The 23,063-nt window shown below is 69.4% G+C and carries 16 protein-coding genes; 10 read left to right on the top strand and 6 right to left on the bottom strand.

The window, feature by feature from the left end:
- Positions 1-140: 140 nt before the first annotated feature.
- Positions 141-869 (bottom strand): MerR family transcriptional regulator, encoded by a 729-nt coding sequence (locus ACZ5UM_RS16210; RefSeq protein ID WP_464845371.1) that lies wholly within the window; start codon positions 867-869, stop codon positions 141-143.
- 136 nt (positions 870-1,005) lie between these two features.
- On the opposite strand from ACZ5UM_RS16210, the gene ACZ5UM_RS16215 reads away from it, so the two are divergent.
- Complete coding sequence (locus tag ACZ5UM_RS16215) at positions 1,006-1,866, top strand: Hsp33 family molecular chaperone HslO (RefSeq protein ID WP_464845373.1); 861 nt, start codon at positions 1,006-1,008, stop codon at positions 1,864-1,866.
- 82 nt (positions 1,867-1,948) lie between these two features.
- On the opposite strand, the gene ACZ5UM_RS16220 is transcribed toward ACZ5UM_RS16215, so the two are convergent.
- The 3 genes from ACZ5UM_RS16220 to ACZ5UM_RS16230 all read right to left on the bottom strand — a co-directional run bounded on the left by ACZ5UM_RS16220 (position 1,949) and on the right by ACZ5UM_RS16230 (position 5,510).
- A complete protein-coding gene (locus tag ACZ5UM_RS16220) occupies positions 1,949-2,929 on the bottom strand; it encodes an S-layer homology domain-containing protein (protein ID WP_464845377.1) in 981 nt (326 codons plus the stop codon).
- Positions 2,930-3,632: 703 nt separating this feature from the next.
- Positions 3,633-4,937 (bottom strand): ATP-binding protein, encoded by a 1,305-nt coding sequence (locus ACZ5UM_RS16225; protein WP_464845378.1) that lies wholly within the window; start codon positions 4,935-4,937, stop codon positions 3,633-3,635.
- Between the two features lie 57 nt (positions 4,938-4,994).
- Complete coding sequence (locus ACZ5UM_RS16230) at positions 4,995-5,510, bottom strand: hypothetical protein (RefSeq protein ID WP_464845380.1); 516 nt, start codon at positions 5,508-5,510, stop codon at positions 4,995-4,997.
- Between the two features lie 290 nt (positions 5,511-5,800).
- On the opposite strand from ACZ5UM_RS16230, the gene ACZ5UM_RS16235 reads away from it, so the two are divergent.
- The 8 genes from ACZ5UM_RS16235 to ACZ5UM_RS16270 all read left to right on the top strand — a co-directional run bounded on the left by ACZ5UM_RS16235 (position 5,801) and on the right by ACZ5UM_RS16270 (position 14,054).
- Positions 5,801-6,559 carry a TetR/AcrR family transcriptional regulator gene (locus ACZ5UM_RS16235; RefSeq protein WP_464845382.1) on the top strand — a complete coding sequence of 253 codons (759 nt, stop codon included), beginning with the start codon at positions 5,801-5,803 and terminating at the stop codon, positions 6,557-6,559.
- Positions 6,560-6,664: 105 nt separating this feature from the next.
- Entirely contained in the window at positions 6,665-8,203 is a 1,539-nt protein-coding gene (locus tag ACZ5UM_RS16240; RefSeq protein ID WP_464845384.1) for an o-succinylbenzoate--CoA ligase, read from the top strand.
- A 22-nt stretch (positions 8,204-8,225) separates the two neighbouring features.
- A complete protein-coding gene (locus ACZ5UM_RS16245; RefSeq protein WP_464845386.1) occupies positions 8,226-9,260 on the top strand; it encodes a 3-oxoacyl-ACP synthase in 1,035 nt (344 codons plus the stop codon).
- A gap of 37 nt (positions 9,261-9,297) precedes the next feature.
- On the top strand, positions 9,298-10,623 hold the full coding sequence (locus tag ACZ5UM_RS16250) for a substrate-binding domain-containing protein (RefSeq protein ID WP_464845388.1): 1,326 nt from the start codon (positions 9,298-9,300) through the stop codon (positions 10,621-10,623).
- Positions 10,624-10,640: 17 nt separating this feature from the next.
- A complete protein-coding gene (locus ACZ5UM_RS16255) occupies positions 10,641-11,441 on the top strand; it encodes an ABC transporter ATP-binding protein (RefSeq protein WP_464845390.1) in 801 nt (266 codons plus the stop codon).
- A gap of 13 nt (positions 11,442-11,454) precedes the next feature.
- Complete coding sequence (locus ACZ5UM_RS16260; protein ID WP_464845392.1) at positions 11,455-12,189, top strand: ABC transporter ATP-binding protein; 735 nt, start codon at positions 11,455-11,457, stop codon at positions 12,187-12,189.
- A gap of 1 nt (position 12,190) precedes the next feature.
- Positions 12,191-13,051 carry a branched-chain amino acid ABC transporter permease gene (locus ACZ5UM_RS16265; RefSeq protein ID WP_464845393.1) on the top strand — a complete coding sequence of 287 codons (861 nt, stop codon included), beginning with the start codon at positions 12,191-12,193 and terminating at the stop codon, positions 13,049-13,051.
- A gap of 7 nt (positions 13,052-13,058) precedes the next feature.
- Complete coding sequence (locus ACZ5UM_RS16270; protein WP_464845395.1) at positions 13,059-14,054, top strand: branched-chain amino acid ABC transporter permease; 996 nt, start codon at positions 13,059-13,061, stop codon at positions 14,052-14,054.
- Between the two features lie 803 nt (positions 14,055-14,857).
- On the opposite strand, the gene ACZ5UM_RS16275 is transcribed toward ACZ5UM_RS16270, so the two are convergent.
- On the bottom strand, positions 14,858-21,307 hold the full coding sequence (locus tag ACZ5UM_RS16275) for a tandem-95 repeat protein (protein WP_464845397.1): 6,450 nt from the start codon (positions 21,305-21,307) through the stop codon (positions 14,858-14,860).
- 161 nt (positions 21,308-21,468) lie between these two features.
- Here ACZ5UM_RS16275 and ACZ5UM_RS16280 point away from each other — a divergent pair, with 161 nt between their 5' ends.
- Positions 21,469-22,488: a patatin-like phospholipase family protein gene (locus tag ACZ5UM_RS16280; protein ID WP_464845400.1), complete on the top strand. Its 1,020-nt coding sequence runs from the start codon at positions 21,469-21,471 to the stop codon at positions 22,486-22,488.
- Here ACZ5UM_RS16280 and ACZ5UM_RS16285 read toward each other — a convergent pair.
- A complete protein-coding gene (locus ACZ5UM_RS16285; protein WP_464845402.1) occupies positions 22,470-22,925 on the bottom strand; it encodes an IS1096 element passenger TnpR family protein in 456 nt (151 codons plus the stop codon). The two genes, ACZ5UM_RS16280 and ACZ5UM_RS16285, sit on opposite strands and share 19 nt — an antisense overlap.
- Positions 22,926-23,063: the final 138 nt, after the last annotated feature.

Genomic DNA, 23,063 nt, shown 5'->3' on the forward strand with positions numbered 1-23,063 from the left:
ATTGACTGCCACCAGGCAGCGAACCGCCCGAACCCGGCAGCCGTGCCTCCAGGAGCCGCCTGCGCGACGCCCGGATCGGTCGTGCAGCCGGGGTCACCTCCATGCTGGCCCCCACCCCCTCGCCCTGGCCGCCTTCCCATTTACACGCGCGAAGCCGCCTGCTTGATGTAGCGGTACAAGTCGACGTCCATGCCGTAGAGCAGCCCGGCGTCAGGGTTGTCCCGATAATACTGCTCGGCGGCCTGCGTCAGCGGTTCACCGGCGGGCAGGAGCGAGCCGGTGACCTCCTTCCAGCGCCGCGCCAGGGCGGTGACAGCGGGGGCGTCGGGAGCGATCCCCGCGTCGAAGTACCGGCGGAACTCGGCCACCAGCCGCCGGCCGGTCTCGAACAGCTCCCGCCGGACCGCGGGATCCAATCCCAGGTACTTCTGACGCACCTGTTCGACCTCATCCCGGCGGAAATGCGGGCTCCCGGTCAGCGTCAGCGCATGGGCCACGGCCATCAGCTCCTCGATGGCCACCGACCCGCCGACCTCCAGGTGATCGTGCAGGCGCTGCACGTGCGCGCGCACCTCCGTCAGCGCCGCGATCTGCTCGTCCAGCCGGGCCAGCTGGACCTGCAGCATCGCCCGGGGATCCTCGGCGGCATCGCTGAGCAGCGCCTTGATCTCGCGCAGCGAGAACCCCAGCCGCTTCAGCGAGATGATGGAAAGCAGCCTGCGCACGTCGGCGTCCGAGTAGACCCGGTGTCCCGCCTCGGTACTGGAGGAAGGCGACAGCAGGCCGATGTGATCGTAGTGGTGGAGAGTCCGCACCGTGACGCCGACCCGCCGGGCCAGCTCACCGATCTTCCAGCCGCGCCGGTTCAAGAACCCTGCCCCCTTTCGGTCTGCCCCGGCCTCCCTTCCGGTGCGCGCCCGTGCGGACGGGGCTTGAACCTGACGCAACGTCAGGTTCTATACTCGGTGGCAACGACCCTGAGGGAGAGCGAGGGGACCTTCCCACATGGAGAACTATATCATCAAATCCTTGGGCTTCAATCGAAATGTCCGGATCCTGTTCGCCGAAACCACCGGGATCGCCCGGGCGGTCTGCCGGCAGGGCCAGGTGGACGGAGCCGCGCTGCGCAAGGCTCTGGCCACCACGGTAACGGCGGCCGGACTGCTCTGCGGCACGCTGAAGGACCGGCAGCGGCTGACCCTGAAGGTCGGAACCAGCCGGCCGGGCTGCCGGATCTTCGCCGAGGTCGACGCCGACGGGAACGTCCGCGGATACCTCAGCGACGAATGGCGCTCGGTGCCGGCCGAGGAGGCGGCCGGTGCGCCGCTGCAGCGGCTGATCGGCGACCGCGGGCAACTCCAGGTGATCAGGGACCTGGGCATGTACCGGGGGTTCAGCGGGATCACCGACATGCCGTACGGGAACATCGTGGACGACCTCGCCCACTACTTCCGGCAGAGCGAGCAGACCACGACGCGGTTTGTGGTGCATGTGGCACTGGCCGAAGGCGGCGAGGTCGCGGCCTGCCGCGGGGCGATGGCGCAACTGCTGCCGGGAGCGGACCATGCGTTGCTCGGGGAGATCGAGCAGGTGCTGTGTGACCCGCGAATGGCGGACCCGGGAAACCCGGTGACGGCGTGGCCGAAGCTTCTGCCCGGCGACGCGGCGGTGCTGGGCATGGCCCCCCTCCGCGCATCCTGCGGCTGCTCCCGAGAGATGTTCCTCCCCATGCTGCGCAGCCTCAGCCCGGCCGACCTGCGGGAAGCAGTCGCGACCAACCGCAGCCTCGAAGTCGTCTGCCATGCCTGCGGCTGTCGGTACTCGTTCTCCCCCGATGAGATGGCCGCGTGGGTTCCCGAGCGCTGACGGAGGCACAGAACGCGGCACCGGTTCGGCCCACAGAACGTGAAACAGCCCGGCGCCTTTCCAGGCCGCCGGGCTGCGCGGCCTACCGCCTCACCTGGTCCAATAACCGCTCCAGCATGGTGACCGCCTCGGCCCGGGTGGTGCCGTCGGCCGGTCGGAAGCTGCCATCCGGATAGCCGATGATCAGCCCGCAGCGGGCCGCCGCCTCCACCTCGGCCAGCGCCCAGGCGGGAATCGCGCCGTGGTCCGCAAACCGCCGGTCCCCCGGGCTGGTGTCGAGCCCGGCGTGGCGCAAGGCCCGGGCGAGCATCACCGCCATCTGCGCCCGGGTGACCGGGGCGTCGGGGGCAAAGGAACCGTCCGGAATGCCCAGGATGATGCCCGCGTCCACCACCGCCGCCATCTCGGCCCGCGACCAATCGGGCAGCGACGCCGCATCCGTGAAGGCGGGCACCTCGTCCACCGGCGCAAGCCCCAGCGCCCGAGCCACCATCACGGCGAACTCCAGGCGGGTCACCGTCGCCCCGGGCTCGAAGAGCGGCGCGCCATACACGGTCGCGATGTCCAGATCGACCAGCCGGTTGATGGCCCCCTCGGCCCAGTGGCCGGCGGTGTCGGTGTAGACCGGCGCCGGACGGTACGCGACCGGCCACTCGCGGGAGGCGAGGGCGCCCATGCCCTTCACGTAGACCCAGTTCTGCCCCTCGGCCAGCCTGCCTTCCAGAACGTACCGCCCGTCGTCACCGGTGACGGCGGTGGCCTGGGCCTCGCCGTTGATCACCAGCGACACCGGCGTCCCCGCCGGCGCGGCGCCTGCGGCGGTCAGCCGATCGGACCGGACCTCCGCGGGCAGTTCCGGGAGCGCCGGCGCCTCGACCCGGGGGATCAGCGCCGCGAAGGTGGTGAAGTGGCCCACCTGGACGGTGATCGTGTGGGTCTGGCTGTTGACCTCGCCGCCGATCTCCACCCAGACGTTCTGCCTCGTGTCGAAGTAGTAGATCCGCAGCTCCTCGGGGCTGGGCACCGCCTCGGGATCATACTCGAAGGTGATGACCGCCTTCACCGGCGAGACCGGGGCGCCGTCGGCGGGGCGTTGACGGCGGCGCTGACGGTGACATCGCCCGACGCCATGGCGGGCGCGTGACTCCCCCAGGGGCCAGGACCGAACACGCAGACCACGAAGCAGGACAACAGCGACCACAACCTTCGCTTCGCCTTCATGGGCATCGGTGAACCCCCCGATCTGATGTCGTGTGTCCTGCGCAAGGATCCCGCTGCAACATCCCGGGCGATGTGCGCCTCCGCTTCGCGCGCCAAAGCGAAAGGCCGCCACCACAGGGAAGCCAAAGACATATCCGCCCGGTACAGTACAACCCGGAAGTCGCTGGAACTCGAGACCAAACGGATATGCCTTCGGCCGCTGTGGTGGCGGCCTTCGACCATCGGCCTGGCGCCGTCGTTTGCACAGCCCCGCGGGCCCATCAGGCCTTCAACGCAGACGACCGTCACTACATATGCCGCATTTTCCTTACCATAGCATGTTAAGAGTCTTTGGTCAAAGAAAACTGGAGCAAATCGTTACAATGGGCAACTACCCCCTGGACTTCCCGCCATCCCTGGCCAGCCCGTATGGGTCCTCTCAGCCACAAGGGGCTGACGCCATTCCCCTACACGCGATCACTCCCCGCCTCTTCGGCCGGGGCCACGCCCTTGCCCGGCCGGCGAGCGCGAGCGGACCGGCCGCCCACCCCGGGCGGCCGGTCCGGTCATGCTCGCAGCTTCGCTTCCAGCTCATCCACGAACTGGCGGGCGGCACGGCCCGACAGCCCGTTCTGCCACAGGGCCCAGCGCCGGGCGGCCTCCCGCAGCTCCTCCCGCCCGATGGGAAGGCCCCTGCGGGCGGCCAGGTGCTCGACGATCCGCAGGTACTGCTCCTGGTCCGGGCGCAGGAACAGGATCGTGCGGCCGAACCGGTCCGCCAGCGACAGCCGCTCCTCCAGGGCATCCTGGCCATGCACCTCCCCCTCCTCGGGGCTCAGCCGGTCGGACCAGCGCTCGGGCACCATGTGCCGCCGGTTGGAGGTCACGTACAGCACCAGGTTGGGGGGCCGCCGCTCCAGCGCGCCCTCCAGCAGCGACTTGAAGGCCCGGTAATCGGCGTCGTCCGTCTCGAAGGTGAGGTCGTCCAGGAAGAGCACGAACCGCTGCGGATGCCGGCGCACGGCGCGGTACAGGTCGCCCAGGCTGCCGAGCCTGTCCCGGCTCACCTCCACCAGGCGGAGTCCCGCCTCCCCGTAGCGCCGCGCCAGCGCCCGCACCAGCGAGGACTTGCCCGTTCCCCGCGGGCCGTACAGCAGCAGGTTCAGGCCCGGTCCTCCCCGCAGGAAGGCCTCGGTGTTCTCCAGCACCGCGGCCTTCTGGTCCTCCAGCCCGGCCAGGTCGTCCAGGTCGGTCAGGTCGGGCTCGTCCACCGGCAGCAGCCGGACGCCGTCCCACGCGAGGAACCAGGTGCGGGCCACGGCGCCGAACCCCTGGGCGCGGTGGAAGGCCGCCAGCTCGTCCACCAGGTCGGCCCACGCCTCCGCCTGGGCCAGCCGGCGGGCCATCGCCCGGAAGGCGGGCGGAAGAAACGGGCCGGACGAACCCTCCACATCCGGCCGGCCGGCCCAGGCGGGGAGCCGTTCATCCGGCAGGCCATCCCCCAGCAGCGACCGGGTCCGGCCGGCCGACAGCCGGAAGCACGCCTGCAGGTGCATGAGGTCCCACCGGGCGGCCTCCCGGAGGGGCGGGCTGACGGTTCCGGTCGACGCGGCCCGGGTGAAGCCGTTCTCGGCGCAGAGGACGCTGTGGATCACGTAGTCCTGCCAGGCGTCGCCCGTGGGCCCCGGCAGGTCCCCGGCCTGGTAGAGGGCACGGACCAGGTCCAGGTACGCCTGCCGGGCCGCGGTGCCGCCCCGGGGCAGCGCCTGCAGGAAGGCCGCCATCGCCGCGCCGGGCCCGGTGGCGAACAGGTCGTGGTAGAGCACCAGGGATTCGGGCTGCGGCCAGATCTTGTCGTCCATGTCGTCCATGGCGTTTCTCCCCCTTTGTGGGGGAATTGGCCGGAGAGGAAGCCGGTTCCTCTCGCCTCAGTCCGCGTTCGCCCCGCCCTTTTTCTGCAGGACGTACACCTTCTCGTCTAGTTCCAGCCACTTGCTCGCCAGGTACTCCAGCCGGTTCTCGATCCGGCGCAGCCGCTGCTCCAGGCCGGTGCCGCCCCCGGGGGTCCCGCGGCCGCTGGCGTTCTCGCCAGACCCGGACGCCGTCCCGGCCGCTGACGAACCCTCGCCGTGCCCGACCTGGCGTTCCCGATCGGTCCCGGACCGGCTGCCGGCTTCCGGCCCGCCCCCGCCCGTCACGGGCTCAGCCGCGCCGGCTGCGGCCGCGGAAGCGCCGGGACTGCCCTGCGCACCGCCGCCGTCCGCCGACGCGTCGCTCCCGCCGCCGTCTGTCGGCCCGCCGCTCCCGCCCCCTTTGAGGGCCGCCCGCAACGACTCCACGTCGCCCTGCACGCTCTTGATCTTGTACCGCAGGTCCCTCACCTCGCCAATCAGTCCCTCCAGCCGGCTGAAGCTGGCCCTGAGAAGTTCCTCTGTCCTGTCCATCCCTGACACCCCCGCGCCGGTAGTATTCCCCATGGCGCCGGCGAGTTGGGACAGTGCCGTGACCGGGCCGGAGGGACACGCGTCACGCGTGTCGATTAATTCTTGATTTCACATTCATTTCGTTAGAAGGAAAAGCCGCACTCGCGGCGTAAATCTGTGACAGCTTGGTGACGACTGAGTCAGGAGTCAGTACATAAACGCGACAGAAGGCTGTGATACCGCAGGATTTCACATGACATGTGATTCAGGCGTCAGTTTCACAGCCCGTCGCCGCAGGGGAGGGAGCGCACGTGCTGCAGTCGCAAAACCGAGCCGAACCATCGCCTCAGCGCCGGCCCGCGGGCGCGCGGGAACGGGGCGAGCTCACCCGGGACCGGCTGCTGGAGGCCGCCGAGGAGGTGTTCGCGGAGCAGGGGTTCTTCCGCGCTTCCATCGCCGAGATCACCCGCCGGGCGGGCGTGGCCCAGGGCACCTTCTACCTCTACTTCCCGGCGAAGGAGGAGATCTTCCGCGAGCTGGTGCGGAAGATGAGCCACGACCTGCGCCGGACCCTGCAGGAGGCGGTGGCCCCCATCATCGACCGGCGGGACGCCGAGCGGGTGGGCCTGGAGACCTTCCTGAAGTTCGTCCTGGAGCGGCGGAACCTGTACACCGTCATGCGGGAGTGCGAGTTCGTCGACCCGGAGCTGCACCGCTGGTACTACCGGCGGCTGGCCGAGGGCTACGTGCGGGGGCTGCGGCAGGCCATGGCCCGGGGCCAGGTGCGGCAGCTGGACCCCGAGGCCCTGGCCTACTTCCTCATGGGCGCGGCCCAGATGATCGGCATGCGCTGGACCTTCTGGGAGAACACCCTGCCGCCGCGCGAGGTCATCGAGACCGTCGTCTCCGTCATCCTGCACGGCATCGACCCGGCAGGCCTTCCCCGGGAGCCCCGTGCGACGCCCGGGACATCGGAGGGCCACTCCCCCGGTGCGCCGGATGCCGACCCGCCCGCCGCCCCGGGTGCAGACGCCCCCGGGCCTGAGCCGGAGGCCGGGTCCCGGGCCTAGCCCAACTCCCGGCCCCACACCGAGTCGCCAACCGGGCCGGGCCCAGGTCCCCGGCCCCGCAGCCCGGCCCGGATGACCATCCCAACCGAATGCGAGGTGAGCGGTGTGTACGAGATCAGCTACTGGGTCGAGGCGCAGGCGTGGATGCGCCCCGACAAGGTCGCCCTGGTGGGCAGCCGGGAGCGGTGGACCTACCGGGACCTGCACGACCGGGTCGTGCGCCTCAGCCGGGCCTTCCGGAACCGGCTGGGGCTGGAGCCCGGCGGCCGGATTGCCATCTACAGCGGCAACCGCCTGGAGTACCTGCTGGTGCTGCTGGCGGCGTCCCGGGCGGGGCTCGTCCTGGTCCCCCTCAACTGGCGGCTGACGCCGGGCGAACTGGAGTATCAACTGCGGGACAGCGGCACCAGGCGGATCCTGTGCAGCGCGGAGTACGCGGCCGCGGCCGCCGAGCTGACCGGCCGCATCGGCCTGGAGCCGCCCGTGCGGATCACGCCCGCGGCCAAGCCGGACTCGCTGCCGGACCTGGCCGGGCTGCTGGACGCCGAACCGAGCGGGCTGGAGCCGCCGGGCGAGCGGGACCCCCAGCCCTGGGACCGGCCGCTCCTGATCTGCTACACCTCCGGCACCACCGGCCGGCCCAAGGGCGCGGTGCTGAACTCCGTCAACATGTTCTTCAACGCCATCAACAACCTGTTGACCATCGACCTGCGGGCGGATGACGTCTGCATCACCCTGTTGCCCCTGTTCCACATCGGCGGGATCAACCTCTTCACCCTGCCGGCGCTCTTCGCGGGAGGCCGGGTGGTGGTACCCGACCGGTTCGACCCGGATCAGGCCGTACGGCTGATTCAGGAGGAGAAGGTGACCGTGGTCTTCGGGGTGCCCACCGTACACCAGCGGCTGCTGGAGGCCATCGACCGGCTGAAGCCCGACCTCTCCCACGTCCGGATGTTCTACAGCGGCGGCGCCCCGTGCCCCGTTCCGCTGATCCGGGCCTTCCAGGAGCGGGGCTACCGGTTCGGCCAGGGCTACGGGCTTACGGAGACCGCACCCACCGTCTTCATGCTGCTGGAGGACGACTTCGCCCGGAAGCCCGGCAGCATCGGGCGGCCGGCGCCGTTCAACCGGGTGCGGGTCGTCGACCCGGCCACCGGGCAGCCCGTGCCGCCGGGCGGCGTGGGCGAGATCACGGTCCGGGGGCCCAACGTCTTCACCGCCTACTGGCAGAACGAAAAGGCCACGGCCGAAGCCATCCGGAACGGCTGGTTCCACACCGGGGACCTCGCCCGGATCGACGAGGAGGGCTTCGTCACCATCGCCGGACGGCTGAAGGAGATGATCATCTCCGGCGGCGAGAACATCTACCCGGTCGAGGTGGAACAGGCGATCCAGACCCATCCGGCCGTGGTGGAGGCGGCCGTCTTCGGCGTGCCGCACCCGGAGTGGGGCGAGGTGCCCCATGCGGCCGTCCTGCTGGAGCCCGGCGCGTCGGTCACCGAGGAGGAGCTCAGGGCCCACTGCCTCGCCCGGCTCGGCAAGTACAAGATCCCCAGGCGGTTCTTCATCCTGGATGAACTGCCCCGCAACGCGGCGGGCAAGGTGGTCAAGAGCCGCCTGGCCGAGATCACCCGCGACATGTGAACGAAGAAGGAGGACGCGACCCGTGGACAGACAGACCACAGCTTCCGCCGGGCCGCCGGCGGTGAGCCTGCTGGGCGTCAGCGTCTACATGCCCGACCGGGTGGAACCGGCGGAGGCCATCGCCGAGCAGGCGGGGCTGCCCCGGGAGGTCGTCGAGGCCAAGTTCGGCCTGAAGGCCAAGCGGCGGGCCGCACCCGACGAGCACGTCTCCGACATGGCCGTCAGGGCGGCGCGCCCCCTCCTGGACCTGGTGGACCCGGCGGCCATCGATGCCGTGATCTACTTCGGCAGCCCGCACAAGGACTACTACGTCTGGATGGCGGCGCCCAAGATCCAGCATGAGCTGGGGCTCTCCTCCGCCACCGCGTTCGAGGTGGCAGCCGTCAGCGCCGGCTGCCCCATCGCCCTCAACGTCGCCCGGTCGCTGCTCATCGCCAACCCCGCCCTGCGCAACGTCCTGCTGGTGGGGGCCAGCCGGGAGTCCTACCTGATCGACTACGGCAACGTCCGCTCCCGCTTCATGTTCAACTTCGGCGACGGCGCGGCGGCGGCGCTGGTCGGCCGGGGACCGGGCAAGGCCCGGGTGCTGGCCACCGCGGCCGTCACGGACGGTTCGTTCCACGGTTTCGTGCGGGTGCCCGCGGGCGGCTCCCGCCACCCGGCCAGCCACGAGACCGTGGCCGGCCGCATGCACTGCTTCGACGTGACCGACCCCGCCGCCATGAAGGAGCGGCTGGATCCGGTGTCGGCGCAGCGGTTCATCGGGGTCGCGCGGGCCGCCGCCGAGCAGAGCGGCTTCCGACCCGAGGAGATCCGCTTCGTCGGCATGCTGCACACCAAGCGCTCCCTCTTCGACCAGGTGATGGCCGCCCTCGGCATCCCGCCCGAGCGGCAGGTCTATCTGGACGAGTACGGCCACATGTCGGCCATCGACCCGCTGGTCGCCCTCTACGAGGCCGAACGAAGGGCGCTGCTCGCCCCGGGCGACCTGGCGGTGCTCCTGAGCGCTGGAACCGGCTACACCTGGGCGGCCACCGCCATCCGGTGGGGCCCGTAGTCATCCCTTTCACTCGCTTCGCGGAGGTGGATCTCTCATGCGCAAGTCCCGGTTTGCCCTGGGAGCGCTGGCCCTCGTCCTCGCGCTCCTGGTATCGGCCTGCGGCTCGACCGGCTCCTCGGGAAACGGCGGCGGGGGCGGCCCTGGCCCGACCAGCGCCGCCGGCTCCGAAGGCGGCTCCGGCAGTGGCCAGGGCGGCGGTTCGGACGGCAGCGGCGGCTCCGGCGGCGGGGCGCAGCCGCCGGCCGAGCCCATCAAGATCGGCGTGATCACCTCGGTCACCGGGCCCCTCGCCGGGTACGCCGACCAGGAGATCAAGGGGCTGAGGCTGGGCCTCGAGTACGCGACCGGCGGGACCATGGAGGTGCTCGGCCGGCCCATCGAGGTCATCGTGGAGGACGACACCGGCAGTCCCGACGTCGGCAAGCAGAAGGCGATCAAGCTGCTGGAGCAGGATGGCGTGCACATCCTGCAGGGGTCCGCCTCCACCCCGGTGGCCCTGGCCGTCGCCGAGCAGGCAAAGCTCTACGAGGTCATCTACATGATCGACCCGGCCGCCGGCGACCAGCTGACCACCACCGACTTCAACCCGTACATCTTCCGCACCGGCGGCAACACCACCCAGGACGCCCTGACCGGCGGCAAGGCCACGGTGGAGAACCTGGGCAGGACCATCGTCCACCTGGCGCCGGACAACGCCTTCGGCACCTCCTCCCAGGACGCCTGGAACCCCATCTTCGAGCAGTACGGCGGCACCGTGATCCGCAACATCAACGCCCCGCTGGATGCCAAGGACTTCGCCACCTACCTGCAGCAGGTGATCGAGCTGAACCCGGAGGTGCTCATGGTCACCTGGTCCGGCGGCAACGCCCTGAAGCTCTTCCAGCAAATCGGCGAGCTGGGGCTCTTCGACCGGATGAAGGTCACCACCAGCATCGGCGACCGGGCGAGCCTGATCGGCATGGGCGACGCGGCGGTGGGCATGAACGGCGTGGTGCGCTACTTCTACACCCTGCCCGACAACCCGGTCAACGATTGGCTGGTGAAGGAGCACATCGCCCGCTACGGCGAGCCCCCCGACCTGTTCACCGCCGGTGGCATGGCGGCGGGGATCGCCATCGTCGAGGGCATCAAGAAGGCCGGTTCCACCGATGCGAAGGACCTGATCCCGGCCCTGGAAGGCATGAGCTTCGAGGGACCCAAGGGCACCTACACCTTCCGGCCAGAGGACCACCAGGCCCTGCAGCCGATGTACTTCGTCGAGCTGGTCAAGGATCCGGACCACGACTACCCGATTCCCAAGCTGGTCGCCGAGCTCAGCGCCGAGGAGACGGCGCCGCCCGTCAACGTGCCGGGGCGGTAGCGAGAGGGGGGTGCGCGGTGGAGCCTGAGATCATCCTGGAGACCGTGGACGTGGCGAAGTCCTTCGGCGGGCTCGCCGCCAACCAGGGGATCTCCATCAAGGTGCCGGCCCGGACCCTGCGCTCGGTCATCGGACCCAACGGGGCGGGCAAGACCACCCTGTTCAACCTGATCAGCGGCATCTACAAGCCCACCGCGGGACGGATCCTGTTCCGGGGGGAGGACATCACGGGCCTCCCCCCGCACCAGATCGCCCGCAAGGGCATTGGCCGCTCGTTCCAGATCACCAACCTGTTCCCGGAGCTCACCGTGCTGGAGAACGTGCGGCTGGCGGCCCAGGCCCGCGGGCGGCACAGCTGGCACCTGTGGCGCTCGGCCGAGTCGCTCCGGGCGTACGCGGAGAAGGCCGAGGAAGCACTGACGACGGTGGGGCTCGCCCACCGGGCCCGGGCCCTCGCCAGGGAGCTGGCCCACGGCGAAAAGCGAAAGCTGGAGATCGCCATCCTGCTGGCCACCGACCCGGTCGTGATGCTGCTGGATGAGCCCACGGCCGGCATGAGCCGGGAAGAGGTGCCGGGCATCATCGAGGTCATCGAGCGGATCAAGGCCCAGCGCAGCCGCACGATCCTCATGGTGGAGCACAAGATGGACATCGTGCTGGGCATCTCCGACGCCATCACGGTCCTTTCGCTGGGCAAGGTCATCGCCGAGGGCACTCCGGCGGAGATCGTCGCCAACGAGACCGTGCAGGCGGCCTACCTGGGGGCCAGCCACGGCTACGCCCTGTCCGGCCCGCCCGCTGCCCGGGCGCAGTCCTGAGGAGGTGAAGCCCGTGTCCCTGCTGATACTGGAAGGCGTCGAGACGTACATCGGGGAGTACCACATCCTCCAGGGCGTCTCGTTCACGGTCAGGCCGGGGGCCATCACCGTCCTCCTGGGCCGGAACGGCGCCGGCAAGACCACCACCCTCCGCACTGTCATGGGGCTGAGCCCCGCCCGCCGGGGGCGCATCACCTTCAAGGGGAGGGACATCACCCGCCTGAGGCCCCACGAAGTCGCCCGCCTGGGGATCGGGTACGTCCCGGAGGACCGGGGCCTCTTCGGCAGCCTGACGGTGGCCGAGAACCTGCGGGTCGCCGTCCGGGGCGGGGACCTGGACTGGCAGGTCCGCCGCCGGGGACCCGAGGCGGCCAGCGGCCGGCTGGAAGAGGTGCTGGAGCTGTTTCCGGACCTGAAGCGGGCCTGGAACCGGCCGGCGGGCACGCTCTCCGGCGGCCAGCAGCAGATGCTGGCCATCGGCCGGGTGCTGCTCAACGACAACGACCTGCTGCTCATCGACGAGCCGAGCAAGGGGCTGGCGCCCGTGGTGGTGGAGCACCTGGGCGAGGCCCTGCTGAAGATCGCTGCCAAGACCACGGTGCTGCTGGTGGAGCAGAACTTCGGCCTGGCCCAGGCGGTGGCCGAGCACTGCGTCGTCATCGACGACGGGGGCACGGTGCACCAGGGGCGCATGGCCGACCTGCTGGAGAACGCGGAGCTGCGGCAGCGCTACCTGGGGGTGGCATGAGATGGGTCTCCTCGCATGGCTCGCGCTCCAGGGGCTGACCGTGGGGCTGCTGTGGTTCCTCATCGCCTCCGGGCTCAGCCTGATCTTCGGCCTCATGAACGTTCTCAACTTCGCCCACGGCGGGCTCTACATGCTGGGCACCTACGGGGCGCTCACCATCTACCTGGCCACCGGCAGCTTCCCCCTGGCCCTGCTGGGCGGTGCGGCGCTCGGAGCCCTGCTCGGGGCCTCCATCGAGCTCCTGGCCATCCGTCCGCTCTACGGCCGGCCGCTCTTCCAGGTCCTGATGACCCTGGGCGTGATGCTGATCTTCGACGAGGCGGTCGAGGCGATCTGGGGGCCGCACCCGCTGCCGTTCCAGACGCCGGCTCTGCTTCAGGGCACGCTTCAGGTCTTCGACCGGCCGTTCCCGGTTTACCGGCTGTTCATCATCGCCGTGGGGCTCCTGGTCTGGCTGCTGGTCCACCTCTTCCTCACCCGCACCCGGCTCGGCGTCATCGTGCGGGCGGGCGTCGAGAACCGGGAGATGGTGCAGACCCTGGGCGTGGACATCCGCAGGGTCTTTACGGGGGTTTTCGCCCTGGGCGGCATGCTGGCGGCCCTGGGGGGCGCCGTGGCCGGCCCCTTCGAGGGGGCGCACCCGACGCTGGCGGCCGAGAACCTGCTCCCCGCCTTCATCGTGGTGGTCGTCGGCGGGCTGGGCAGCTTCACCGGTTCGCTGCTGGCGGCGATCCTGGTCGGGCTGGTCCAGGCCTTCGTGGGTTTCTACGCGCCGCAGTTCGCCCTGGCGGTGAACATCGCCCTGATGGCGGTCGTGCTGGTCCTGCGGCCTCAGGGGCTGCTGGGTGAGCAGAGGGGGTGACGGGGAGATGCTGGCATCGCGCAGTTCGCTTCTGGGGCGGCTCGCCCCCTTCGTGATCATCGCCGTCCTGTACGCCCTTCCCTTCCTGCCCGGGCTCGGCCAGAACCGCTACCTGCTGTCGCTCCTGATCGGCGCCTTCGTCTTCGCCGTGTTCGCCATGTCCTTTGACCTGCTGCTCGGGTACACCGGCATCGTCTCCTTCGGTCATGCGCTCTTCTTCGGCGCGGGCACCTACGCAGCGGCGCTGCTGGCCAAGTACTACGGAGTGGGGTTCTGGACGTCCATGGCCCTGGCCCCGGCCCTTGCGGCCGTGCTGGCCCTGGTGGTCGGCGCCCTGTCGCTCCGGGTGCGGGGCGTGTACTTCGCGATGGTGAGCATGGCCTTTGCCGAGTTCTTCCGGGTGGCCGCGGAGAAGTTCAGCAGCCTGACGGGCGGCAGCGACGGGCTGAGCGTGCAGGTGGCCCCGGACTGGGCCTACGGCCCCCGCCACCGGCTCGAGCTCTACCTGCTCACCCTGACCCTGGCCGTGGTCGTCTACCTGGTGCTCAGGCGCATCATCCAGTCCCCGTTCGGGCGGGTGCTGGTGGCGATCCGGGAGAACGAGCAGCGGGCCGCGGCGATCGGGTACAACGTGTTCGCCTTCAAGCTGGGGGCCATCGTGCTGGCCGGCGCCGTCGCCGCCGTGGCCGGGGTGATGTACGCGGCCACCGAGAACTTCGTCGTGCCCACCGTCCTCGGCACCGAGACGACCATCAACGTGCTGCTCATGACCATCATCGGCGGCGCGGGCACCCTGGGCGGCCCGGCCCTGGGCTCGGGGGTCGTGCGGCTGGCGGGAACGCTGCTCTCCAGCTACACCGAGCGGTGGCGGCTGGCGCTGGGCCTGCTGTATGCGCTGATCGTGCTCTTCCTGCCCCAGGGCATCGCCGGCCTGGCCCGCAGCCTGCGCCGTGTGTCAGCGGCCCGGACTCAGGCCCGTGCGGAGGTGAGGGCGGCGCGGTAAGCCGCGGGCCGCCGAGTGACAGACATGAAACGGTGCGCCCCGCCGTCCCTCAGGAGGGGGACCGGCGGGGCGTGTTGTGAACGGACACACCGGCTAGCCCGGTGGCGGCGCAGTGAGCGCGCAGAATGTACAGTGACTCGGGAGTGGAAGGTGCACATTTCGCGCGGAACTCGGCCTGTGACCCGGGAGCAACACCGGCTCAGTCCCGGGTAGGTCTGCCCTGCTGGGCCTCCCACCCCGGCGGCGGCGTAGTGAGCGCGCAGAATGTACGGTGACTCAGGACTGGAGGGTACACATTTCGCGCGGAACTCGGCCTGTGACCCGGGAGCAACACCGGCTCAGTCCCGGGTAGGTCTGCCCGGCTGGGCCTCCCACCCCGGTGGCGGCGCAGTGAGCGCGCAGAATGTACGGTGACTCGGGAGTGGAAGGTGCACATTTCGCGCGGAACTCGGCCTGTGACCCGGGAGCAACACCGGCTCAGTCCCGGGTAGGTCTGCCCTGCTGGGCCTCCCACCCCGGCGGCGGCGCAGTGAGCGCGCAGAATGTACAGTGACTCGGGACTGGAGGGTGCACATTTCGCGCGGAACTGGGAGTGTGACCGGGAGGACGGCCGGGCCGGACCCGGGTGATGCCGTGTCAGGCTGACCGGAACTACAGCGCCGAGCACGGAACCCGGACGCTGGATGACCAGCGTCCGGGTTCATGCGTGTGCACCGGAGTCCTTACCCCGATCGTCGTGGGCGGGGCGGGTACAGAAACCGCCCAAGGCACATCGCCCACGCCCACTGCTCACGGCCCACAGCTCAACGCCACTCGCCGGGGGCGACCTTGTCCAGCAGCCGCTGGATCACGGTCGCGGCCTCGGCCCGGGTGGTCTGCTCCAGCGGGGCCCATGCCGAGGCGGAACGGCCCACCATCAGCCCCTCGGCCACGGCGAAGCGCACGCCGTCCTGCGCCCAGGGGGCCACCTGATTCCAGTCGGCCATCAGGGCGAGCCGCTCGGCCACCTCCTGGTCGATGGCGCCGCGCAGGTTCAGCCGCTCGGCCATCCGGCTCAGCACCACGGCCAGCTCCTGCCGGGTAACCGGAGCGTTGGGCCGGAACGTGCCGTCGGGATAGCCCATCATCAGGCCGGCCCGGATGGCGCCGCCGATCTCGGGGGCCAGCCCGTCATTGGGTGCGATGTCGTAGTAGATCCGGGCGAACCGGTCGTCCTCTCCCAGGTTCAGGGCACGGGCCAGGATGGCGGCCAGCTGACCCCGGGTGATGGGCTGCTGCGGGGCGAACTGCGTGGGCGTGACGCCGCGCAGCACCTGGCGAGCGGCCATCTCGTGCACGATCCGGTAGGCCCAGTGGCTCGGCGGCACATCCGAGAAGCGGTGATCGTAGGCCAGCACGACGGTGCTGCCCGGCACCGGCTGGGCCGCCTCGATGCGGGTGCGATCCGCCGTCAGCCGGCCGCCCAGGGGCTCCAGCTGCGTCCGGCCGGACACCTGGGCAAAGACGGCCATGGTCGCCGCCTCCACCTCGTCGGCCGCAAGCGCCGGGTGACTGACCAGCAGCGGCGAGGGCAGCGTCGAGACAGGCGCCATGCCGCGCTCGCTGATGCGCACCAGCGACACGGCCAGCGGCTCACCCACCTGCCGGTAACCGCCCGTGCTCAGCCACGGCTCCAGGTAACGGGAATCTATCGCGCCCGGCGTCAGGGCAACGGCCAGCTGCTCGCCCGGGTTCAGCTGCAGTTCGGCCAGGAACGAGGGCGTGAGCGTCACGCTGCCCCGCGGCGACTCCACCTTCACCGCGACCCCCGACCCGGCAGCCCGCCGCAGCGCCGCCTCATCGAACAGCGCCACGCCGTGCGGCAGGTCGTCCAGCCGCAGTGTCACCACCCGCTCGCCTTCCGGCACCTCGGCGGCCAGGATCTCCGCCACGGCAGCGCCCATATCCCGATCGGTCGCGGCTGCCACGGCGATCCGGTTGGGATCCGCGTCAGGGAGCACCTGGCGGGCCTGGGTCACGGCGGAGCTGGTGGTCGGGCAGCTCAGGCTCCCGTCGGCCCCGACCTCGCACAGGCCTCTCGCCTCCGGCGCCGCCGTGCGGAACGAGCTGACCAGTTCTGCACCGGTGCCCATGCTCCGCTCGGCATGGATACGGTAGGTGTACGCGGTCGCCGGCTCCAGCCCGGTCAGGGTGATGGTGTGGCTGCTGCCGTAGCCGCCGGAGCGGCTCCGCTCCACGCCGTCTTCCGGGCGGTAGTAGAGCGTCACCGAGGCAGCATCGTCCAGGGCGAACTTCAGCGTCGCCCAGTCCGCGCCGGCCTCCACCTCCACATTGCGGATGTTGAGGGGTCCGGGAAGGCGGGTCACGTCGATGAAGTACTGCACCCGTTCACCGGTCTCGGCGGTCACCGTCACCACGATCCTGTTGGTGCCCACCCGCAGGTTCTGGTGACCGTCGACGGTCACCTTGGTCCACACGTCGCCCGGCCGGGCGTTGACGGTCACCGCCGTCACCTCGTGGGGGACGGTGGCCGTGTAGTGGTAACGCTTCGGATCGAACTTGGGCTGCAGTTCACCCGGGGTGATGCTGAGATCGGCCAGCTCCGCAACGGCCGACTGCTGGCGGACGAAGCTCAGGGTATAGGTCCGGCTGATGCTGACGTCCGGAAGGGGCGAGTACACCTCCACCCGCACCTCGCCGCCGTTTTCACCCAGCCGGATCGGCTGCGACTTCTGGCCGCTGGCCACGTCTTCCCCTTCCACCCGGATGCGGACGGCAGGATCGTCCACGTAGGCCGTCACCTGGACCTGGGGCACCCAGCCTTCATAGGGCACCACGTAGCTGAGGATCCGCGGGTCGAAGGGCGGGTTCAGCGTACCGATGGAGGGCTCCAGCCCGCGCAGGGCCAGGTTGTTGACGTAGAGCAGGAAGCTGGTCTTCCCCACGCCTCCGTCACTGTCCGTCGCGGTGATCGTGATGGTCGTCACGCCGGTCTTGCCGTCGACGGGTGTCAGCCGAATTTCAGGCTGATCTTCCCACCGGAGGTCGATGTTGCCGTTCGGCACCAGGCCGGTGTCCGAAGAGGTGACCTCAATCGTGATCATCTCGGCCAGCTGATCCTCCGGGGTCTCCTCGTCGTGCACGTCGAAGCGGATCCATCCGGTGGCCGTCCCGACGTCGGTGCCGTAGTTCGGAATCGGGCTGATGACCGGCACGTCGTTCACCGAGTTCACCGTGATGGCGAAGGTCTTGGGCGGATCCGAGGTATCCTTCCCGCCGTGCTCCGTGCCGCCGTCATCCTTCAGCCACACGCGCACCAGAGCGGATCCGTGCGCGTTCGGGGCCGGGGTGAAGGTCAGCGTGCCGTCAGGCGCGATGGCCGGCCCTTCGGCGAACAGCTGCGGATAAGCCGTGTGCTCCTCCACGATCTCCAGCTCGAACGTAACCTTCTGTCCCTGTTCGAAGGGGCCGGGGGAGATGTCCTTGGCCCACTTCGGGAACGACTGCGGGCCCGCGTCCTCCGGTACGACGATGTCGGGGCCGGTTTCGAAAGTGGGCGGGTCGTTCACGGGAAGGATGTTCAGACGGAAGGAGCGGTTGGCCGTCGCTCCCTCCGGATCGGTGACCCGGACCGTGACCGTCACGGTGCCGAAGCGGTCGGGCTCCGGGATGGCGCTGAGCCACGCGCCGAAGCCGTTGTCGGTGCTGAACTCGGGCTCGATCCGGATCAGCTCGTTGCGGAGGATGGAGGTGTTGGACGAGAACGCCTCCACCCGCAGCTCGTTGACGTTCGAGTCGATGTCGCCGATCAGCACCGTCACCCCGGAGAGCATGCCGTCCTCAAGGATCTCCTGGTCGGGAATCTCCTGGATGAACGGCGGATCGTTGACAGGGCGGACGGTCACGGCCACCTCCCGGGTCGCCTGGCGGACGTGCCCCTGGCCGTCGTCCACGCTGAGGTGGAAGGTGATCGTCCCGGTGCCTGACATGTTCTCCACCGGCTCGATGACCAGCCGCCGGTACTCGCCGGAAGGATCCAGCCGCACCGCGGGGCAGTCGGCGCCCGGCTGGCAGCCGAAGATGGCGCCGGAGACGCTGATCTGCACCGCCACCGGCCCGCCCGGGACGTCCGGGTCGTAGACCCGCACCTGCTGGTCGAACCGGCCGTCCTCATCGATGACGATGGGGTCGGGGATGTTCTCCAGGCGGGGATCGTCCGGCGTCGGATGGACGATGACCTCGAGCGTCTTCTGGTCGGATAGGAAACCGTCGCTCACGGAGACGGTCACCAGGGCCTGACCGTACTGGTCAGGGGCCGGCGTGATCATGACGGACGCGCTGTCCCCGTCCACCTGGTACCGGAAGCTGCTGGGCGGCAGCAGCTTCTGGTTGTCGGAGGCGAAGGACACCCGCAGGTTCTGCAGCGGGGTTTCTGGATCGTCGATGGTCAGCTGCAGGATGTAGAACGTATCCTCGTCGATCTCGATCCGTGCCTCATCGAACCAGAGCGAGGGCGGGTCGTTGATCTCCCGGATGAATATGCGCAGATCCGCCACCGTCGCCAGGCCGCCGCTCTCAGCCTTGAAGCGGATGGTCACATAGCCGCTCTGGTTCTCCTTGGGCTTGACGATCAGCTCCCAGAGGCCCGCCTCCGCGTCGATCGCGCCCCACTCAATGGGCACATCGGTCCAGAGGACCGAGAGGGAGTAGGGGCCGGGGGTGTCCGGATCGACCACGCGGATGGTGTACCTGACCTCCGGGGTGTCCTCGTCGATGGACGGCGACTCCGGCAGGAAGATGATGGGCGGGTCGTCGACGTTAATCACCACGACCTCCAGCGTCTCGCTGGCCTGCGCACCCGCCTTGTCCCGCACCGTGACCCGGAAGGTGCTCTCGCCTGACAGCTCGGAAACCGGGGTGATGCGGAGGGTCCGGTGCAGTCCCTGGCCGTAGGCCTTCACCTCGGCCACCGCGGGCGAACCCGAAATGAGTTCGATGATCACGTCATGGGAGTCGTTGGGGTCGGGGTCCCGGATGATCAGGTCCACCGTCGCCGGCTTGTCCTCCAGCGTCTCGACCCGTTTTTCCGACAGCTCGATGACGGGGGGGTCGTTGATGTTGGCGATGCTGACGGTCATCGTGTGCGCGGCCGAGAAGTACTGGTTGCTGGCCGTGACGGTGACGGTGAACGTCCCGACAACGTCCACCTCCGGGGTCACCGTCAGCTTCCAGCCTGTGCCGCTGGGTACCACCTCCGCCCTGACCAGCTCAGGCGCCGACGTTGTGGCCGTCACCTGGTCGGCCCAGTCGACGGTGAAGTGGAAGTCCTTGGGCTGCTCCTCCACCATCGAGTCGCTGGGCGGCAGACCCTGAATCACGGGCTCCCGCTCGATGACCACGTCGAAGGTCATCGTGGCGGTGCTGTTCGGCGTGTTGCTCTTGTCGTCGACGGTCACCTCGATGGTCGCGGTGCCGGTCATGTTCGCGGTCGGCGTCACCCAGATCTGCCACTGGGTCCCCTGGCGGCGGACCTCCACCGCGGAGAGGATGCCGTCATCGTTGCGGATGATGGTCGCGTTGACGCCCAGCTGGGTCACGACGGTCTCGACGTCGGACACCTGCAGGTCCACGGCGAAGGGGCCGGAGCCGTACTTCCTGACCACAGTGTCAACCTGCTCGATCCTGGGCTGGTCGTTGACAGCCTCGACATTCAGCTGGAAGGAGTGCCGGACGTAGTGACGGCCGTCGTCCAGGTAGAGCGTCACCGTCGCAGTGCCCGACTCGTCGGGGGACGGGTTGAGGGTGACCTGCCAGGTGGTCCGGCCGTTGCTGGTGTCCGTCTTGATGATCTTGATGCCGTACCCGCCGGCGTCGGGCTTGGAAGGCAGGAGCCCCGGGTTGCTGCTGACCGCATCCAGCGTCAGCGGGTCCGTGAGGTCCGGATCGTACGCAACGACCTGGACGGTCACCGGCGTATCCTCTTTTGTCGTCACGGTGTCCCCCGGCAGCTCCACAAACTCCGGCGGATCCTGCTGCGGAAGCACGTTCAGGTTGAACTTGGCGGTCTCTGTCGCCTGCCCGTCCGAGGCCTCGATGAGCACCTCGGTCTTGCCGAAGGCGTCCTTCTTGAGCTGCAGGTGCTGGTCCAGGGCAACCAGTCCCTCGCTGGTGGGATTCATGACGCCGCCGATGAACAGATCGGTTCCCTGGGGCGTGACCGTGACCACAAGCTCTTCCGGTGGGGTCTCCTCATCGGTGACCTCGAACCGCAGGTCCAGCGGGGCGTCCTCCAGGATCTTCGCCTCGTCGGGCGGCGCGGGGATGTTGAGGAACTTGATCACGGGCGGATCGTTCACGTTCACCACCGTGACCGGGAAGGTGACGACCAGAGGCTCGGCGGCGCCGTACTCCGCCTGGATGGTCACCTGAACCACCGTGTCGGCGGTCACAACATCGGAAGCCGTCAGAACCAGTTGCCAGGTCTGGCCGACCTGCTCAACCTGTACGGTCAGAAGATTGGGATCTTCGCTTTCGGCGGTGAGCTTCGTGATCGACTCCGGGTGGGTCACCACGAGGGTGACGGCCGTGGAGTGGCCTTCGTCCACCGTCTGGGGCCCGGGATTCTGGATGGTCGGCTGCTCCGGTGCCTCATCCAGCACCATCTCAAACGCAAAATCCATGTCCGGGTACGCCTGCCACAGGCCGCCCTTGGTAGCTTCCAGCACGATGCGCCCGGGCGCGTACACGTCCTTCTTGTAGTCATACCAATAATAAGTCGTATCGCCCTGCCCCTGCAGGCCCACGGAGCCGGACTTTCCTCCAGGCACAACGGTCAGGACCAGCGCGTACTCCTTCCCGGCCACCATCCGCATGCCGGGCACAGGCGTCAACTCGATGCGGGTCTTGCCCGGATCCGCATAGCCCTCTTTGAGCCGCACGGCGTCCGGCGTCAACTCCGCGTACGCGTACAGCTCGCCGCCGGGCTTGTTCCCGACGACGTCGCGCACCTCGACCCGGAGGAGATCACTCATTCCCTCCCGGGACAGCGGGAGGATGACCTCCCGAACCACCAGGCCGTCGGTGCCGGCTGGCAATGTGAAGACCTGGGCGCACCCCATGCCGGCACGGCACTCCTGGGGCGCCTCGGTGTCGTAGAGCGGCTGCGCGAGATCCTGTGCGGCCACGGCGGTTCCGCCTACGGCAACGCCCAGCAGCAGAGACAGGGCAACGACGATCCTGTTCACTCTCCACATGCCTCGTGATCCTCCCGCTTCCCCCCACGAGTCCGGCCATAACTGCGTAGGGGTTGAACAAGTATTACCTAAAACTTGTTCTCCCGGAAGGCACCGATTTCCTCTCGCCCCGCGCCCCGTGCCGCCGTCCACGGGGCATACTGATGAGGAGGTGAAGTGGCATGGGGAAGCGTCTGGAAAGGCCGCGCATCGGGCTGGCGCTGGGCGGCGGCGCCCGGGGGGCCGCCCACGTGGGCGTGCTGCGGGCGCTGGAGGCGGCGGGGATTCCCATCGCCTGCATCGCCGGCACGTCCGCCGGTGCGATGGTCGGGGCCGCCTACGCGGCGGGGCTGACCACCGAGCAGATCGAGCAGGTCTTCGCCTCGGTGCGCTTCCGCGACCTGTTCCGGCCCGCCTGGGCGCGCGACGGCTGGCTGGACAACGCTCCCCTCGCCGCCTCCTTTGAACGGGCCGTGGGCAGGCTGCGGGTGGAGGACCTGAACCTCCCCTTTGCGGCCACCGCCACCGATGCAGACACCGGGGAGCCCGTCACGCTGGACAGGGGACCCCTCGGACCGATCCTGCGCGCCTCCACGGCGATGCCCTGCATCGTGCGGCCGGTGCCCCTGGGCGGCCGGCGGCTCGTCGACGGCGGCGTGCTCCACAAGGTCCCGGTCCAGCTGGCGCGGGAGCTGGGCGCGGACATCGTCATCGCGGTCGACGTTTCGGTTCCCTACTCGTGGAGAAGCAAAAAGCCCAGGCATCCCCTGGTCTTTCTCATGCGCATGCTGGAGATCATGGACGAGCGGCTGGTGGCCGCGGAGCTGAACGGGGCGGACATCATCATCCGCCCCTGGGCCGACTGCGGCATCTTCGAGTTTCACCGGTACCGGTCGCAGATCCTGAGCGGCCAGGCAGCGGCGGAAGCGGCGATTCCCGCCATCCGGGCGTGCCTGGCCGGGTTCGGGGCCCCAACGGTACCTGCACAGGTCACCCGGCCGGCACCGGCCACGTCACCCGCCGATCCGGCATCACCGGCGTGGGCAGCAGCCACGCCAGCGGCATCCCCAGGGACGCCCGCACCCGCTATCCCAGCGGCATCCCAGTCAGCGCCAGCACCCGCCGTCCCAGCCACATCCCCGCCGGTCCCGGGGCGGCTCACCCTGCCTGCCCCCCGGCGGCCTCAGGCCTCATCCCCGTAACTCTGCCGGGCGTACTGGTCCGGAATCCAGCCCCAGCCCCAGATGGGCGTCGGCTGGCGCGGGACGTGGCCCAGCACCTCCAGAGGATCCAGATTGGAAGCGATCACTTCGCAACGGTGCTCCCAGTTCGCCCCAAAGTCGAAGACATACGTGAACCGCTCCCCCCGCTTCACCTGGGACCCGACACGGACGGTCTCGTAGTCGATCACATCCGGGTCTTCGTCGGCCGGAATGCCGAAGCAGCGCCCGTCGGGGAAGCGGAACTCGTGCAGGTGGCTCAGGTCCCAACGGGCGAAGCCGAGGTCGATCGCGGTCGCCAGATCGAGGAACGTGTGCGAAGGCCCGACCAGGAAGATGCGCCCTGGCTGCGGCGCGAAGTGCAGGCCTGCACCCGAAACGAGATCCACACGGACGGTAAACCACCCACGTACAGCCAACGCTGTGCCCCCTCTGCTGACGCACCGTGTGCTACACGGCACTACTGCTTCGGAGGCGGGCGCGTGAAGTCCTGCACGAATCCGGGCTGGCTGGATGAAAAACCCCCGTGCTGCCGCACGGGGGCTTTCGCGCTGTTC

It is taken from the genome of Symbiobacterium ostreiconchae, from assembly GCF_055396975.1.

Bases quoted from the DNA above. Each gene is read 5' to 3' on its own strand.
- ACZ5UM_RS16280 (WP_464845400.1), top strand. From the start codon at position 21,469: ATGGGGAAGCGTCTGGAAAGGCCGCGCATCGGGCTGGCGCTGGGCGGC.
- ACZ5UM_RS16230 (WP_464845380.1), bottom strand. From the start codon at position 5,510: ATGGACAGGACAGAGGAACTTCTCAGGGCCAGCTTCAGCCGGCTGGAG.
- ACZ5UM_RS16265 (WP_464845393.1), top strand. From the start codon at position 12,191: ATGGGTCTCCTCGCATGGCTCGCGCTCCAGGGGCTGACCGTGGGGCTG.
- ACZ5UM_RS16275 (WP_464845397.1), bottom strand. From the start codon at position 21,307: ATGTGGAGAGTGAACAGGATCGTCGTTGCCCTGTCTCTGCTGCTGGGC.
- ACZ5UM_RS16215 (WP_464845373.1), top strand. From the start codon at position 1,006: ATGGAGAACTATATCATCAAATCCTTGGGCTTCAATCGAAATGTCCGG.
- ACZ5UM_RS16250 (WP_464845388.1), top strand. From the start codon at position 9,298: ATGCGCAAGTCCCGGTTTGCCCTGGGAGCGCTGGCCCTCGTCCTCGCG.
- ACZ5UM_RS16270 (WP_464845395.1), top strand. From the start codon at position 13,059: ATGCTGGCATCGCGCAGTTCGCTTCTGGGGCGGCTCGCCCCCTTCGTG.
- ACZ5UM_RS16225 (WP_464845378.1), bottom strand. From the start codon at position 4,937: ATGGACGACATGGACGACAAGATCTGGCCGCAGCCCGAATCCCTGGTG.